This is a genomic window from Acinetobacter sp. YH12052, from assembly GCF_013419835.1.
Lineage (GTDB): Bacteria > Pseudomonadota > Gammaproteobacteria > Pseudomonadales > Moraxellaceae > Acinetobacter > Acinetobacter amyesii.
The window spans coordinates 204,903-222,584 of record NZ_VOZI01000003.1; the positions used below are offsets into that span (position 1 = coordinate 204,903).

At 43.0% G+C, this 17,682-nt stretch carries 12 protein-coding genes; 3 read left to right on the forward strand and 9 right to left on the reverse strand.

Features of this window, described 5'->3' with window-relative positions; all coding sequences use genetic code 11:
- Positions 1–17: 17 nt before the first annotated feature.
- The 7 genes from nuoH to ndhC form a co-directional block, all read right to left on the reverse strand.
- Complete coding sequence (nuoH, locus tag FTU06_RS03510) at positions 18–1,034, reverse strand: NADH-quinone oxidoreductase subunit NuoH (protein WP_078191100.1); 1,017 nt, start codon at positions 1,032–1,034, stop codon at positions 18–20.
- Between the two features lie 3 nt (positions 1,035–1,037).
- A complete protein-coding gene (nuoG, locus tag FTU06_RS03515; RefSeq protein ID WP_180144970.1) occupies positions 1,038–3,716 on the reverse strand; it encodes an NADH-quinone oxidoreductase subunit NuoG in 2,679 nt (892 codons plus the stop codon).
- Positions 3,717–3,727: 11 nt separating this feature from the next.
- Positions 3,728–5,059, reverse strand: coding sequence for an NADH-quinone oxidoreductase subunit NuoF (gene nuoF / locus FTU06_RS03520; protein ID WP_111884890.1), 1,332 nt, complete (start codon positions 5,057–5,059; stop codon positions 3,728–3,730).
- A complete protein-coding gene (gene nuoE / locus FTU06_RS03525; RefSeq protein ID WP_078191103.1) occupies positions 5,056–5,565 on the reverse strand; it encodes an NADH-quinone oxidoreductase subunit NuoE in 510 nt (169 codons plus the stop codon). The genes nuoF and nuoE overlap by 4 nt, the downstream gene beginning before the upstream one ends.
- A 14-nt stretch (positions 5,566–5,579) precedes the next feature.
- A complete protein-coding gene (nuoC, locus tag FTU06_RS03530; RefSeq protein WP_180144973.1) occupies positions 5,580–7,367 on the reverse strand; it encodes an NADH-quinone oxidoreductase subunit C/D in 1,788 nt (595 codons plus the stop codon).
- Between the two features lie 87 nt (positions 7,368–7,454).
- On the reverse strand, positions 7,455–8,132 hold the full coding sequence (locus FTU06_RS03535) for an NADH-quinone oxidoreductase subunit B family protein (RefSeq protein WP_078191105.1): 678 nt from the start codon (positions 8,130–8,132) through the stop codon (positions 7,455–7,457).
- A gap of 6 nt (positions 8,133–8,138) precedes the next feature.
- Entirely contained in the window at positions 8,139–8,687 is a 549-nt protein-coding gene (gene ndhC / locus FTU06_RS03540) for an NADH-quinone oxidoreductase subunit A (RefSeq protein WP_078191106.1), read from the reverse strand.
- A 567-nt stretch (positions 8,688–9,254) separates the two neighbouring features.
- On the opposite strand from ndhC, the gene FTU06_RS03545 reads away from it, so the two are divergent.
- Entirely contained in the window at positions 9,255–9,611 is a 357-nt protein-coding gene (locus FTU06_RS03545; RefSeq protein WP_180009319.1) for a hypothetical protein, read from the forward strand.
- A gap of 91 nt (positions 9,612–9,702) precedes the next feature.
- Here the strand turns inward: FTU06_RS03545 and bfmS are convergent, their stop codons facing one another.
- Positions 9,703–11,364 (reverse strand): sensor histidine kinase BfmS, encoded by a 1,662-nt coding sequence (bfmS, locus tag FTU06_RS03550; protein ID WP_180144977.1) that lies wholly within the window; start codon positions 11,362–11,364, stop codon positions 9,703–9,705.
- A 44-nt stretch (positions 11,365–11,408) separates the two neighbouring features.
- On the reverse strand, positions 11,409–12,125 hold the full coding sequence (gene bfmR, locus FTU06_RS03555; protein WP_067764711.1) for a response regulator transcription factor BfmR: 717 nt from the start codon (positions 12,123–12,125) through the stop codon (positions 11,409–11,411).
- Between the two features lie 588 nt (positions 12,126–12,713).
- Between bfmR and FTU06_RS03560 the strand changes: the two genes are divergently transcribed.
- Together FTU06_RS03560 and FTU06_RS03565 are read left to right on the forward strand one after the other, a co-directional pair.
- Positions 12,714–15,545, forward strand: coding sequence for a ribonucleoside-diphosphate reductase subunit alpha (locus FTU06_RS03560; protein ID WP_180144980.1), 2,832 nt, complete (start codon positions 12,714–12,716; stop codon positions 15,543–15,545).
- 808 nt (positions 15,546–16,353) lie between these two features.
- A complete protein-coding gene (locus FTU06_RS03565; protein ID WP_078191110.1) occupies positions 16,354–17,637 on the forward strand; it encodes a ribonucleotide-diphosphate reductase subunit beta in 1,284 nt (427 codons plus the stop codon).
- The last annotated feature ends 45 nt before the right edge of the window (positions 17,638–17,682 follow it).

A 17,682-nucleotide genomic window follows, 5' to 3' on the forward strand; every position in this document is an offset into this window, starting at 1 on the left:
TTATTCTCCCTGCTGTCTTAGGCCTGATTCATTAGAATCACAGCACCAGTTACCAGAAGGTTAACCAACGCCAATGGCAAGCAAATTTTCCAACCAAAGTTCATGACTTGGTCATAACGTGGACGCATTAAAGAGCCACGAGCCAAGACAAACATCATTACAAAGAATGCTGTTTTAATAATGAACCAGAACGCAGCTGGAATGAATGGAATATCTAGGTTGAAAGGCGCTAACCAACCACCGAAGAATAAAGTCACGATTAATGCAGAGATCAGTACGACGTTGACGTATTCCGCAACGAAGAACATACCCCATTTCATACCGCCGTATTCGACATGGTAACCTTCCGCCAATTCTTGTTCTGCTTCTGGTTGGTCAAATGGATGACGGTGAGTTACCGCAACACCCGCAACCACGAAGATCAAGAAACCTAAGAACTGAGGAATAACAAACCAAACATCACGTTGCGCTTCAACAATTTCACGCATGTTGAATGAGCCTGCAATCGCAACCACACCCATCAGTGAAATACCCAAGAACACTTCATAAGAAATGGTTTGAGCAGCAGAACGTAAACCACCAAGTAATGCGTATTTGTTATTTGATGACCAACCACCGAACAATACTGCGTATACCGCAATACCAGCCATTGCCATAAAGAACAATAGACCGATGCTCATGTCTGAAACACCTAGATAAGGTGAAACAGGAATAACCATGAATGATAGCACCGCAGTTGCCATCGCAACTGCTGGAGCCATACGGAAAGTCAATTTGTCAGCAAATTTTGGTGTCCAGTCTTCCTTAAACATGATTTTCAGCATGTCGGCAACAATCTGGAACATACCGCCCGGACCTACACGGTTCGGACCGTAACGGTCTTGCCATAAGCCGAGTAAACGACGTTCAATAAAAGACATCAACGCAGCGATCAATACCACTACCAGTAAGATCACAATTGCTTGAAGAACTGAATAGGCGATTGGCCAGTTTTCAGCCCACAGCGGCGTTTGACGGATTAATTCTTGTTCCATGAATTACACTCCTACCGCGACTGAAACAGGTTCTGCAAGCGATACTGTAGGTGCTAGACCCACTGGGTAACCGATATAACCTGTAGGTAAGTATTCAATCACTTGAACTGGAAGGACGATTTCAGCATCCCCTGCTTTCACAGCGATACGTTGACCATCTTGAACATTTAAGCGTGCTGCATCTTGTTCACCCACAGCAAACATTGCTTCAGGAATACGTGATTCCATCGCAGGTGTTTTCACTGTAAATTCACCAGAAGCGAAGATGTGATGCATAGGTACAAGACGGAAGCTTTCACCATTAACCGCAACAGGTGCAGGTGCAACGAAAGTACGTGCTGGACGTTTCGCTAATCGATCAAATAAACGAACGCCTGCATCACCACCTTTTAAGTGACCACCCACGTTATCTTGGAATTTGTTCCAAGCTTGTGGAGAGTTCCAACCTGCAGACCAAGCAAATGGTACTAGTGAAGCTGGAGTTTGGTTACCTACATAACCTTCCATAGAGAACGTCAACGCAGAGTCTTTATCGACTGGTTGTTTTGGTTCATGAATAGAAAGTGGTGCGCGCATCGCAGTACGACCTGAGTAACGACGTGGTTCACGTGCCACTTTCAGACCATGTACACGGAAGCCAGCATCTGGTGCGACATCTTGAATTGCTTCAAGTGCAGGAACGTTTTTCGCTACTGACTCAATCACGTCATCAAGAAGTGTCCAAGAAATCGCTTTGCCTTTCACGCCAGTTTCAATGGCATGTAACCAGCGCCAAGATTCTTTGATCGCAAGTTCAGGTTTGTAGTAGCTTGGGTCATACACTTGGTAGAAACGTTGTGCACGGCCTTCTTGAGAGACAACAGTACCGTCACCTTCAGCAAATGAAGCAGCAGAAAGTACGATGTTGGCTTTTTTCACAGTTTCAGTTTCAGAATGATCAAGTACAATCACTTCTTTACCAGAAAGTGCGGCATTCACCTGAGCGGCTGGTAAGCGACGATAAAGGTCATTTTCTACCACGATCACAGTATCGTAATCTTGTGCAAATGCTTGTTCTAGGCTTTGACCACCAAAGATCGCTAAGCCCATTGAGTTCACTTCAGGAACAGTCAATGTTAAGCCCGCATTACCAAGGTTCTGTGCAACTTGTGCAGCAGCCTCCATGATTGATGCGTCTTGTAAGCTTGTACCCGAAATCACAAGTGGTTTCTTCGCAGCTTTTAAGGTGTCGGCAATGGTTTGTGCAAATGCTTTCGCATCGTCATCAAGACCCGTAATCGCTTCACCTTTTACGCCGGCAGCAATCGCAAAGCCTAAACGTGCGATATCGTTTGGAGAAGCAACTACTTCGCCTTCTGCAACATCAGACAAACGTGTTTGTGTTGCCGCTAAGATGTAAATCGGAGATTTCGCATCTTGAGCAATACGTTGTACAGGTTCAGCCAACCACTCTTGCGTACGGCGCTCTGCAGCCATTTCTTTAGCTTTATTTTTCGCAGCTTGGCGAACAGATAGAGCCATACGAGGCGCAGTTTGAGTCAGATCTTCACCCAAAATCAACACAGCATCGTAGCTTTCGATTTCACGCATACCAGGGTTATAAACACCTTCGGTTTGCATAATAGAAGCTGCAAGTTCAACAAGTTTTTGCTCTTTTTGAGACATACCCGTTGAGAAGTTGTCTTGACCTACAAGTTCGCGAAGCGCGAAGTTTGATTCAACTGATGCACGTGGTGAACCGATACCCAATACTTTTTTGCCTTGGATATTTTCAATTACGGTATCCAATGCTTGGTCTACAGAAACTGTAGTTACATTTGCACCAGAACGGAATTGTGGTTGACGTGGACGATCTTCACGGTTCACATAACCTGTACCGAAACGACCTTTATCGCAAAGGAAGTATTGGTTCACGTCACCGTTAAAGCGGTTTTCTACACGACGTAGTTCGCCATAACGTTCACCTGGAGAGATGTTACAACCTGAAGAACAGCCTTGGCATACGCTTGGCGCATACTGCATGTCCCATTTACGGTTATAGCGTTCAGAGTGAGTTTTATCTGTGAATACACCTGTTGGGCACACTTCAGTCAAGTTACCAGAGAATTCAGATTCTAAAGTACCTGATTCTGGACGACCAAAGTAAACACGCGAAGCGTTTGCATACACACCAAAGTCTGTACCACCTGCATAATCTTTGTAGTAACGCACACAACGGTAGCACGCAATACAACGGTTCATTTCATGAGAAATGAAAGAGCCTAGCTCTTGGTTGTAATGCGTACGTTTTGTGAAGCGGTAACGACGACGGTCATGCTGAGTCATTACAGTCATATCTTGTAAATGACAGTGACCACCCTCTTCACACACTGGACAGTCGTGTGGGTGGTTGGTCATCAAGAATTCAACAACAGAAGCACGGAAATTTTTTGCTTCGTCATCTTCAATCGAGATGTAGGTATTGTCAGATGCAGGCGTCATACATGACATAACTAAACGACCGCGAGTATCTTCAGGATTCGCGTATTGAGTCACAGCACATTGACGGCAAGAACCGACAGAACCTAAGGATGGATGCCAACAAAAGTATGGGATGTCGATGCCAAGGCTAAGACATGCTTGTAGCAAGTTCTCTGAGCCGTTGACTTCATACGATTTTCCATCGACATGAATTGTAGCCATAGTCGAATTCCTTAAGCTTGTTCTACGTTGCTAGTTTGAGCTGCCGCATTTACGACTTTAGCTTCAAACTCGCCACGGAAATGTTTGAGTGCGCCCATTAACGGTTCCATCGCACCTGGAGCATGCGCACAGAAAGTTTTACCAATCCAAAGCTTACGAGTAAGTTCTTGTAAGTGATCGATATCTTCTTTCTTACCTGTGCCATCTTCCAAGGCTTTAAGCGCTTTAACCGCCCAAGGTAAGCCATCACGGCATGGTGTACACCAACCGCAAGATTCACGCGCAAAGAATTCTTCTAAGTTACGTGTCGCAGAAACCATACACTGAGTTTCATCGACTACCATGAGCAAACACGTACCTAAACGTGAACCTGCTTTCATGATGCTTTCAGCATCCATAGGAAGGTCAATATGTTCAGCAGCAAGGAAGTCTGTAGAAGCACCACCCGGTAACCATGCTTTGAGTTTTAAACCATCACGCATACCACCCGCATGATCTTCAATCACTTCACGCGCAGTTGTACCAAATGGAAGTTCCCAAAGACCTGGGAATTTTACTTTGCCTGAAGCGCCATAAATTTTAGTACCTGGATCTTTCGACTTACCTTCAGATAAACCGATATACCATTCAGGACCACGAAGCATAATTGCGGGTAAGTTGTTGTAAGTCTCTACGTTGTTAACAATCGTAGGACGACCCCAAGCACCTGCAACTTGTGGGAATGGCGGTTTAGTACGAGGGTTCGCACGGCGACCTTCAAGCGAGTTAATCAATGCAGTTTCTTCACCACAGATATAACGACCTGCACCAGTATGCACGTGTAACTCGAAGTTCCAACCTGTACCTAAGATGTTTTCACCCAAGTAACCTTTGGCACGAATTTGGTCCAATGCTTCATTTAAGTATTGAGCCGCTTCGATGTATTCACCACGGATGAAGATATAACCCTGTGTTGCTTCTAATGTATAAGCAGCAATCAACATACCTTCGATCAACTGATGAGGAAGTTTTTCCATCAACAGACGGTCTTTAAAGGTACCTGGTTCCATTTCATCGGCATTACAGATAAGGTAACGAGGGCCTGAGTTATCATTTGGCGCCATAAGCGACCATTTGATCCCTGCAGGGAAGCCCGCACCACCACGACCTTTTACAGTCGCAGCTTTGATCACTTCAAGCACTTCTTTCGGTTGCATGCCAACAGCTTTCTTAAAGCCTGCATAACCTTCAAGTGCTTCGTAATCATCTGCACTGCGAACGTGTTCCTGTTTGCTCAAACGCCAAGTTAATGGGTGAGTTTCTGGGTTACCGTCGCCATAAATTGGTTTTGGTTCAGTATTCATACATACTTCTCCAATAACTGTTTAATTGAAGTCACTTCAACTAGACCGTGAGTGTCTTCGTCAATCATTAACGTCGGACCTTTGTCACAGTTACCTAGGCAGCAAATTGGCAATAAAGTAAAGCGACCATCTGCAGTCGTTTGACCAAATGAAATGCCTAATTCACGCTGGAATGCTTCAGCAAGTGTTTCCGCACCCATCAAGAAACAAGCAATCGAGTCACATAATAAAATTACGTGGCGACCAACTGGTTGACGGTAAATACGGTTATAGAAAGTTGCAACACCTTCAAGGTCTGCAAGGCTCATGCTAAGCAATTGCGCAATAGCATTCATCTGTGCATCATCTACCCAGCCATTACGGCGTTGTACACACTTCAAAGCATCAAGACATGCTGCGCGTGGGTACGGATAGTGACCAATGTGATGTTCGATATCGTGGATTTCTTCCGCAGTTAAAATCCCTTCAACATTCACACGTGGTTTTTTGTCAGTCAAAATCATCATAATGCGATTACCCCTTAGCGATCCACGTCAGCCATTACGACGTCAATTGTCGCTAAATAAATGATTAAGTCAGACATTAAGCTGCCGTTAATCACAGAAGGCATTTGCTGTAAGTGCGTGAAGGTTGGTGTACGGATACGTGTACGGTAACTCATCGTTGACTTGTCTGAAGTCAAGTAGTAGTTCGACGCACCTTTTACCACTTCCGCCATTACAGAGCTTTCGCCTGCTGGCATTACAGGACCCCATGACACGCTCAAGAAGTGCGTAATCAATGTTTCGATGTCTTGTAAAGTTTTATCTTTTGGTGGTGGAACAGCCAGTGGATGGTCTGCTTTGTATGCACCAGAAGGCATGTTGTCTAAACATTGCTTGATGATTTTCAGCGATTCTTCAATTTCACGGAAGTGAACAAGAACACGTGCATAAGCATCGCCTTCGTACTCTAAAGGCACATCAAAGTCGTAGTTTTCGTAGCCGCTATAAGGACGGTATTTACGAACGTCGAAATCAATACCTGTAGCACGTAGACCAGTACCCGTTACACCCCAAGCCAATGCAGATTTAGCATCATACTGAGCAACATTACGGGTACGACCGATAAACACTGAGTTTTTAAGTGCTGCAGTGTAATACTCGTTCATACGCTTCGGCATCCAATCTAGGATTTCGCGAATGAGGTGCTGCCAGTTGTTTGGCAAGTCGTGCGCTGTACCACCGATACGGAACCATGCTGGGTGCATACGGTAACCCGTGATCGCTTCGATCGCGTCATAGATTTTTTGACGGTCAGCGAACATATAGAATACTGGGGTCATACCGCCGGCATCCTGAATCGCAGTACCAATGAACAATAAGTGGTTATTGATACGGAACAATTCAGACATCATGACACGGATACATTGTGCACGATCAGGAACGGTAATCCCTGCCATTTGCTCTACGCCAAGAACGTAAGGCATGTTTTGCGCACAACCACCTAAGTAGTCAACACGGTCTGTATACGGAATGAATGAGTGCCATGTTTGACGCTCAGCCATTTTTTCCACACCACGGTGGTGATAGCCGATGTCAGGAACACAGTCTTTCACTTCTTCACCGTCCAACTGCAAGATCACACGGAAGGCACCGTGCGCAGATGGATGGTTAGGACCCAAGTTTAGGAACATGAAGTCTTCATCATCGTTCCCACGCTTCATACCCCAATCTTCAGGTACGAAACGAAGATGTTCTTGTTCGTAATCCTGTTTTGCTTGGTTTTGGCGATAAGGCGTGTATTCGGTCGCACGTGCAGAATATTCTTTACGTAACGGGTGACCTTCCCAATATGTTGGCAACAAGATACGACGGAGCATTGGATGCCCTTCGAAGTTGATACCGAACATGTCGTAAGCTTCGCGTTCGTACCAGTTGGCATTCGGCCAAATATTGGTTGCCGTTGGAATGTTTACATCATTCTCAGCTAATGCAACCTTGATACGAATATCACTGTTACGCTCTAACGATAACAAGTGATAGAACACAGTGAAGTCAGATGCAGGCAGACCATCGCGGTGTATACGTAAACGCTCATCAACCGCAGACAAGTCAAACAGCATCACGTATGGACGTGACACCGTACGCAAGAACATTAAAACTTCTTGTACACGTGCGCGCTCAACCCAGACTGTTGGAAAGTCTTCAAAAGTCGTTTGCACGTAGAAGTTCTCACCAAATTTGGTTTTGAGCTCTTCTACAATTGCAAATGCAGGGCGGGAATCAACTGGAGTTGATTCTGGCATAGCAATGTCAGTTTCAGCCATTGGCTTGGCTTCCTATTTAATACAAATTCAGTCAATCAAAACGACAATTACACCCAGTCCGGGTGTATCAATATTTCGTCGCAGTGATTATTTAATTTCATCCATTGAGCGTAAGTTTTTCACTGCAATACGCTGTGCGTTCTTACGGTCACGTTCTGGCATCATCTTTGGCTTATACACTGGCTTAAGATCATCACCAATCACGGCCGATAAAGGACGGCGCTCAAGTTGAATCTGGTCTTGCAATAACATCAATGCCTGAATTAAAGCTTCAGGACGTGGTGGGCAACCTGGGATATACACATCGACAGGGATGATTTTATCCACACCTTGTACAACTGAATAAATGTCGTACATACCACCAGAGTTTGCACATGCGCCCATTGAGATTACCCATTTAGGCTCAAGCATTTGCTCGTACAAACGTTGAATTACAGGCGCCATTTTCATGAAGCATGTACCTGCAACAATCATCAAGTCAGCCTGACGTGGTGAAGCACGAATAACCTCGGCACCGAAACGTGACAAGTCATGCACGCCTGTTAAAGTCGTTGCATACTCTACGTAGCAGCAAGATGTACCAAAGTTGAACGGCCAAACTGAGTTTTTACGACCCCAGTTTACTGCTGTATGTGCAACATCCTCTAAACGAGTCATGAACACATTTTTATTCACTTCTTCTTCAAGCGGATCGGTAACGATTTGACGCTCTTGAAGTGGATATTGATCAGCATCCGGATTCGCACGGGTTAATGTATATTTCATCCCGTCTTACTCCTTGTCAGATGATGCAGTCGGTGACTTAGATTTCACACGACCAGATGATTGCGCTGGAATTTGACCTGTAGGGTCCATAACCAACTCTTCAATAGAGTTAAAGCGTGTGATTTCTGCGATGTCCATATTTGGTGAACCAATTTTCAACGCTTTACCTGCAGCTTTACGCTTATCAGAAGGCGCCCAATCTAATGCACCTACTTTTACCGCGTAAATTAAAGCAATCAATAAATCGACCACAAAAATAACCACGGTTGTAAAACCAAACCAGCCTGCTTCACGAACAGAAGTAGACCATGCATAAAGATAAAGTGCTTCGATATCAAACACGACGAAGAAAATTGCAACTAAATAGAATTTCGCAGACAAGCGAATACGTGCACCACCAGCACCTACTACACCTGACTCAAACTGCTCTTGCTTAGCACGACCCCATGATTTACCCCCAAGGAGTAAAGGGACGGTCAGCATAAAGACGCAAAGGAATGTAACGCCGATCACGAAGGCAATAATTGCCCAATCGTATGGAGTAATGGCACTCATGCGGGGATAACTCCTGGCAGGCCTATTTATTAACAAAGAATGTATGTATTGGCCTTCAAATACACCAAACACAAAATTAATCCCGCCAATTGTACCTGATTGAGGAGGCTTCTTGCTAGCTTATCGGTATTCGTCTTTAGGATGATTTTTTAATCATTTCAGCATTTAAATTGGGTTTACTCCCTTAAAATTAGGATTAATCGCTTAATTAGATTAGATTGCATTTTTTTATTAATTATTACATTTATGTGATTTTATCAGAAAATTATGACTGTTCAGTTTCATCAACAAACCCTTCATTTCTCAGCATACACATTCAAATTGCCGTATTTTTATCAACTGCGTCATTTATTAAATAAATACTCCCCCACCTCAACTTTGTTGTTTCTTTATTCACTTCTTCTGATTTTGGTCTTTTCTTCAACTGAAAACTGAACCGTATTGAGTCTATGTAAAAAGACCTTTTTTTAGCTTCTTGTGGCTTTTTTGCAATTCTTTGACACGACCTATAAAGAGTGTGATATTTGTAGTTAAAACACAAAAAGCAATCACAACGGAGAGACAATAATGACTTTAGAATTTACGCATAAACCTGATTATTTTCTATCTGCGCAATTGGTGATTCACCATATTAAAAACTACTTAGATAAGCATCCTGATGCTCAAAATGCCATTTTTGATTTACGCGATATCTATGAGTTATTACGTCAAGATTTAGCTTCTGCAACCACCAACCTTAGCGGGATTATGAATATTGTAGATGAATATAAAATTGAGACCCTAAACGGCGACCAAAAACTCATTAGCAATTATTCTATCGATGCTAAAAACAACTCTTTACTCATCGATTTCAATGCAGATGCCCTTGCTGCTCTGAAAAATGGCAAACCCATTATTGAACCTGATGCAACGATTACCGAATAAGTAAAAACCTGATAAAAAAAGCCATTCAAATTGAATGGCTTTTTTTATGTATCATTCGCCAAATGCAGCTGAGGTAGATTTATTAGGCTGCTTAGCTTTCATTGGCACTCAGCTCTTTACCATCTAGCTTCGGTTTATTTTTCTTAAAACGAGTTGCAGGCCATGTCATGGTGAAACGCGCCCCGCCTAATATTGGACTTTCATCAATATCAATAGTCCCGCCAAACCAATATGCAATGCGACTAACAATCGATAAGCCTAAACCATAGCCCCCTGAGGCACGTGTGCGACTATCATCTAAGCGTGCAAAGGCATCAAAAATACGCTTACGATCTTCTTCTGGAATGCCGGGGCCATCATCTTCAACACAGATATAGGCCATGCCTTCATCATTCACACCACCACTGATCAGCACTTTATCATCACAATAACGCACTGCATTACCCACCAAGTTTTGTACAACGCGATGTAAATAGCGACGCTCGGTTTCCACAATCACCCCAATCGGTGGTGCTTGCAATTCCAAGGTTTTCCCTGTCTTTAAGGCTTCGGTTTCAATCAAGACCTGATCTAAAACTTCAAACAAGCTGACATCTTCAAACTCTAAAGATGGCATGCCCTGTTCGAGCTTGGCATAAGTCATGATCTCATCAATCAAGGTATTGAGAGCTTCGATATCTTTGTCGATTTGTTCAACTTGCTGCTGACGGTAGTCGTAGTCGTCTTCATCCGCCATCATTTCTACACCAAAGCGAATCCGCGCCACAGGTGTTCGCAGTTCATGCGATACCGCGCGCATCAACTCACGCTGTGCTTCAATTAAACGTTCAATATGATCTGACATTGAGTTATAGCTCGATGCCAAGGTACCAAATTCATCGGTACTTTCGACAGGCAGACGTACAGATAAGTCCCCGCCCTTCATTTTATTTAACGCATAATTTACAGCACGCAGCTTACGTTGCATCGGCACCAATAGACCATAAACACCCAAGCTCAAGACAAACAAGCTCAGTAGCGTAATACCGGCTGCCAACTGAAAAGGCATCCAATTGAATAGCGGTACCGGCCCCATAACCAAGACTTCTGAAGTTGAGCTTGGAATTGGCGATACGATCGAAATGGTCGTGCCGCGTTCCGTCGCACTGTCACGATACAAAATAATACTGTGATCTAAACGTAGCCGGCCGATTTGCTCAGAATCTAAAGGCAAACTCTGAACATTTTGAATTGAAATTGGATATGAAAAATGATGCTGAATTTTTTCAAGATATTGTTTTTCTTGACCTGGGTAATAAACCAAATAATCCAGTATAAAGACAGGCAACGCCTTCATTTGGCGTTCTGAAATATTATCAGCTTTTATATACAGTAGATGTGCAGGATCATCTTTTAAACCAATAATAATATAAGCTGCTGTGGTTTGTGCGTCCCAACGCACTACAGCTTTACGCTCTTCTATACGTTTTGTTTCCGCTCGGGTTAAATCAACCTGATTAGCTTTTACATAATAAATAGGCAACTCAAGTAGATCAGATGCATCTGACACCCAATCTGACTTTTGTTGTTCATTTGGCTGACGTGCAATACCTTCACTTATAATGAAAGCCAAACCGTCAGTAAGCGATTCACGATATTCTTGCGCGCGCTGGTAGTTAATGATTTGCACCAGCAAATAGCCAAATGTAGCGACTAAAAAGACTAAAATCAGTAGCCCCGCATAAACGCGCAAAAATATACTGTGTTTAAACACGTAAAAGTGTCCTACTTTGCCAAACTAAGGGACGGTATTTTACATTAAATGCCGTTGGTTTCTTTTACGAATAAATAACCTTTACTACGTACGGTCTTAATGCGTTTCGGGTTTTCTGGATCATCGCCAATTTTTGGACGAATTCGCGAGATACGCACGTCAATTGAACGATCTTGACCATCGTATTCAATACCACGCAGACGCTCAAAAATATCTTCACGAGAAAGAATGCGACCTGCATTAGATGCCAACAACCATAAAAGGTCATATTCTGCACTGGTAAAGTCAACCAACTCATTATTGAGTGTGACAGAACGACCACCATTATCAATTACAAGATCATCAAATTCGATGCGCTGTGCAACCTCATCTTCTGGTGCTTTGTCTGTACGACGTAATAATGCACGAATACGCGCAAGTAAAACGCGAGGTTGAACAGGTTTTGCAACATAGTCATCTGCACCCATTTCTAGACCCAACACTTGGTCCATGTCTTCGGTACGTGCAGTCAACATTAAAATTGGTTGATGGTAGTGTGGACGAACTTCACGACAAATGGTTAAACCATCTGCACCCGGAAGCATCACGTCGAGTAATACCATATCTGGTTGTTCAGCGATAATACGGCGAATCGCACGATTACCGTCTGGTTCTACCCCAACTTCAAGTCCGTTACGGATTAAGTATTCTTGAGTTAAACGAGCAAGACGCTCATCGTCTTCAACAATTAAAATTTTAGGTAACTTTTCTTCTTGGCTCATTGATTGCCCCTTATTTGATTGGGCGTATCCTATTTGAAATCCGATAGATACGCTTAAACATAGTTTGCAATATACACACGTTTACATTGTAAACAAGATGGCATTCACCAAACTGATACATCAATATCGTATTTTGTAATAAATTTTAACCTGCTACATTTTTGCAGCCGTATTTACCAATCATTTCCATGCCCTATTGCTCACAATACCAACAATTATAAATTTGGATACATTTTCATCGAATAAAAACTGACTGATTAATTCACAACTTTTTAGGCTTTCTGAAGTTATCCACAATGTTATCTATAAGCACTCTTTTTCGACTTTGCTATGCTATGCCCTTGTCGGATAAGGCATATATAACAAAGATAAAAAATAGGGATTTTTTGAGATGGATTTCTGCCAGAAAAGTTCAAAGCATTTAGTAAAATGTCAATATTGATATACCCTGAATTTTCCCGTATCTTGTGTTCAATAAATTTTTAAACCACTAGGTCTTGTGTTTAAACCTCAAACACTGTGGCATAAAAATTGCCCAGTTCAAACGGTCCTAACATAAAAATAGATGACAAATGGAGCTATGCTAGCATGAGCGTAACGAATTCAACCCCTGGTCAAATTCAGGTGATTAAACGCACCGGTGACGTTGCACCTTTTGATGCAGAAAAAATCTCTGTGGCGATTGGTAAAGCGTTCTTGGCCGTTGAAGGCCAGCAAAGCGCTGACTCCAGCCGTATTCATGACCGTATCTCTCAATTAACTGAGATGGTATTGAATACCTTTAACCGTCGCTTACCTTCTGGCGGTACCATTCATATTGAAGAAATTCAGGATCAGGTTGAACTTGCGCTTATGCGTACAGGTGAGCAAAAAGTTGCTCGCTCTTACGTGATTTACCGCGAACAACGTGCCGAAGCTCGTAAACAAACTGGTGCTCACCACCACCCTACTTTACAAGTGACAAGTTCAAACGGTCAGCTTAAACCGCTTGATCTTGGCGCACTTGAGGCAAATATTGTCAAAGCAGCTGAAGGTTTAGAAGGCATCGATGTTCGAGCGATTATCGATGAGACTGTAAAAAACCTTTATAACGGCGTAAAAGAGTCAGACATCTCAACGACCATGATGATGGCTACTCGTACACGTATCGAACAAGAACCAAACTATACATATGTGACTGCGCGTTTATTGCGTAACGACCTTGTTGCTACAGGGTTAGAGTTCTTAGGTTTAGATACTGACACGAATGAAGGCGACGCTTTAGAAACTTTCTTGAAGAAAGGTATCGAGCTTGATCTTCTTTCTCCAGAACTACTTAACTTTGACCTTGCAAAATTGGCTGCTGCGATTCAACCAGAACGCTCAAACCAATTTACTTATTTAGGTCTACAAACCTTATTTGACCGTTACTTCATCCACTCAGATGGTGTACGTTTCGAATTACCACAATTATTCTTCATGCGTGTTTCAATGGGTCTTTCATTGAACGAAGCAAACCGTGAAGAACGTGCAATCGAATTCTATAACTTATTGTCTAGCTTCGATTACATGGCATCTACGCCTACTCTATTTAACTCTGGTACTTTACGTCCACAGTTATCTAGCTGTTACTTAACAACGATTTCAGATGACCTTTACAACATTTATGGCGCAATGCGTGATAACGCAATGTTGTCTAAATGGGCGGGTGGTTTAGGTAATGACTGGACGCCAGTTCGTGCGCTTAACTCGTACATCAAAGGTACAAATGGTAAGTCACAAGGTGTTGTACCGTTCCTTAAAGTTGCCAACGATACTGCTGTTGCAGTTAACCAAGGTGGTAAACGTAAAGGTGCAGTATGTGCATACCTTGAAACTTGGCACTTGGACATCGAAGAATTCCTAGAGCTTCGTAAGAACACAGGTGATGACCGTCGTCGTACACACGACATGAACACAGCAAACTGGGTTCCTGATTTGTTTATGCAACGTGTATTCGAAGATGCTGAATGGACTCTGTTCACACCATCTGAAACACCTGATTTGCATGACCTAACAGGTGCAGAATTTGCTGAACGCTATGCTTACTACGAAGGCATTGCGAAAGAAACCAACATGCTACATAAGAAAGTCCGTGCGAAAGACTTATGGCGCAAAATGTTGTCTATGTTGTTTGAAACTGGTCACCCTTGGATCACCTTCAAAGACGTATGTAACTTACGTTCACCACAACAACACGTTGGTGTAGTTCACTCTTCTAACTTGTGTACAGAAATTACGCTGAACACTAACGAAGATGAAATCGCAGTATGTAACTTAGGTTCAATTAACCTTGTACAACACGTTCAAGGCGGTGTGTTAGATCGTGAAAAGCTTGCTCGTACAGTTAAAACTGCTGTTCGTATGCTCGACAACGTGATTGACATCAACTACTACGCTGTTCCACAAGCGCGCAACTCGAACTTGAAACACCGTCCAGTGGGTATGGGTATCATGGGCTTCCAAGATGCTTTATACGAAATGAAATTGGCTTATGGTTCTGATGCTGCGGTTGAGTTCGCTGATGAATCTATGGAAGTGATTTCTTACTACGCGATTCAAACATCTAGCGACTTGGCACTTGAACGTGGTACTTACGAGACATTTAAAGGTTCACTTTGGGATCAAGGTATCTTGCCAATTGACTCTTTAGATATCGTACAAAAAGCACGTCCTGACCGTATGTTCGAAGTTGACCGTACAACACGTTTGGACTGGGATACTTTACGTACTAAAGTTCAAAAAGACGGTATGCGTAACTCAAACGTGATGGCGATTGCACCGACTGCAACCATTTCGAACATTTGTGGCGTGTCTCAATCAATCGAACCAACTTTCCAAAACTTGTATGTGAAATCTAACCTTTCTGGTGAATTCACAGTGATCAACCCGTACCTAGTACGTGCGTTAAAAGATCGCGGTCTTTGGGATTCTGTAATGGTGAACGACCTGAAACACTTCGAAGGTTCGGTTCAAAAAATTGCACGTATTCCTGAAGAGCTTAAAGCAATCTTCGCGACTGCGTTCGAAGTTGAACCACGTTGGATTGTTGATGCTGCATCACGTCGTCAAAAATGGATCGACCAAGCTCAGTCTCTTAACCTTTACATCTCTGGTGCAAACGGTAAGAAACTCGACATGACGTATAAAATGGCATGGTTACGTGGTCTAAAAACCACTTACTACCTACGTGCATTGGGTGCGACGTCTGCTGAGAAATCAACCATTAACACTGGTGCATTGAACGCGGTTAAGCCTGCTACTGTTGCAGCACCTGTAACTGCTGTTGCGAAAGAAGAACCTAAAGCTGAAGTTGCTGCTGAAGAAGAAGGTTTTGGTCAAGCAGCTCCAGTGCCAATGGCATGTTCAATTGACAACCCTGATTGTGAAGCTTGTCAGTAATCTGACAGGTTTTAAATCCTCCCCAACCCTCCTTTAATAAAGGAGGGAGATTCCTCGAAGCAAATGGCGGGATGCAAGTCCCCCTTTGCAAAAGGGGGATTTAGGGGGATTCCAAACTGAATAAAAATAAAATAGGAGGTGCGGATGTAGAGATTTATAAAGTTTAAGCAATAAAAAATGGCCTATCACAAGTGACAGACCATTAGTTTCAAAACCCAAGCTTTCAGAGGAAATACTTCCCTGACATGCTAAAGTTATTGAATGTTAAATTTGGCGATCTAACGAAAGATACTTTAGCAAAGTTTAGGGTATGAGTCACTCCTCTGAAAGCATCTTTTACAAAAAGGAGTTGCTGATGAGAGTAATGTGCTCATTGGATAAACCTGTTAGTGTTTGCGACTATACTCGAGTTCGATTCAATCGAACTGAATATGTTCGTTCACACTGCCGGAGTTTTCCAAACCACGCTCAGCTAAGCTTGTGGTAAACATGAGAGGCCTATAGGCCTCTTATTAAAGACTTTAAGGAAACTACCCCATGCCACATATGACGCATAACTATCAGTTAGGGCTTATCGCCTTGGTGGTTTCCTTTATTTTGACTTTTTATGTCCCGATCGCCTATTTCTGGTTTAAGGCATATAAATCGCGTAATCAAAATAAGTAGTGGGGATATTTGCTCTACCGAACACTTTTAGAGCAGTGATCGACAAAACTTAATTTTGCTTACACAAATTGAGCGTATAGTAGGACATCTCAGCGACGCTGGATGTCTATAAAAGATATAAAGCAACGAAGAGAGAACTGTTATGTCTATCCTAAGTTGGGACGATTTCGAAGATGATGAACCGAAACAAGCTGCACAAGCTCACCAGCCTGCGCCCGTCGAACCGCAAAAAACGACTGATTCGCAAGTGGTATCTAATGCACAGCACTCATCGCCGAATTTGGCAGCTGCACAACCCGCTCGAACCAGTACAAATCGACCAACAGATCCAACCGATCCGTTGGCAAGAGCATCTAACGCTCTAGAAAATCTAGACGTTGCACCTGGCTTAGAAGAGCTAGAAATGGGTGCTCAGCGTGTTCAAGTTGACGATAAAGCGATGATCAACTGCCGCGCTGACTTAAACCAACTTGTACCGTTCAAATACGAATGGGCTTGGCAAAAATATCTAGACGGTTGTGCAAACCACTGGATGCCGCAAGAAGTGAACATGAACCATGACATCGCACTTTGGAAGTCTGAAAATGGCTTAACCGAAGATGAGCGTACCATTGTTATGCGTTCTTTAGGTTTCTTCTCGACTGCGGATTCATTGGTTGCGAACAACTTGGTTCTTGCAATCTACCGTCACATCACAAACCCTGAATGCCGTCAGTACATCTTACGTCAATCATTTGAAGAAGCGATTCACACGCACGCTTACCAATACTGTATCGAATCTTTAGGTATGGACGAAGGCGAAGTCTTCAACATGTACCGTGAAATTCCTTCAGTGGCTCGTAAAGCAGCTTGGGGTCTGAAATATACACAATCTTTAAGTGATCCTACGTTCAAAACAGGTACACCTGAAAACGACCAAATCTTGCTTCGCAACTTGATCGCGTTCTACTGCGTCCTTGAAGGTATCTTCTTCTACTGTGGTTTCAGCCAAATCTTGTCTATGGGACGTCGTAACAAGATGAATGGTGTTGCTGAGCAATTCCAATACATCTTACGTGATGAATCCATGCACTTGAACTTTGGTATCGACATGATCAACCAAATCAAGATCGAGAACCCTCACCTATGGACTGCTGAGTTCCAAGAAGAAATCATTCAAATGATTCTTGAAGGTACAATGCTTGAAATCGAATATGCTCGTGACACTATGCCACGCGGTGTATTGGGTATGAATGCAGGCATGATGGAAGAATACTTGAAGTTCATCTGTAACCGTCGTTTAAGCCAATTAGGTTTACCTGAACAATTTGCTGGTGTGAATAACCCATTCCAGTGGATGTCAGAAATGATGGACTTACGTAAAGAGAAGAACTTCTTTGAAACTCGCGTAACGGATTACCAAACTGGTGGTGCGTTAAGCTGGTAATAAATTTTTCAGCGAAATATCAAAAGCGGAACCAAGTGTTCCGCT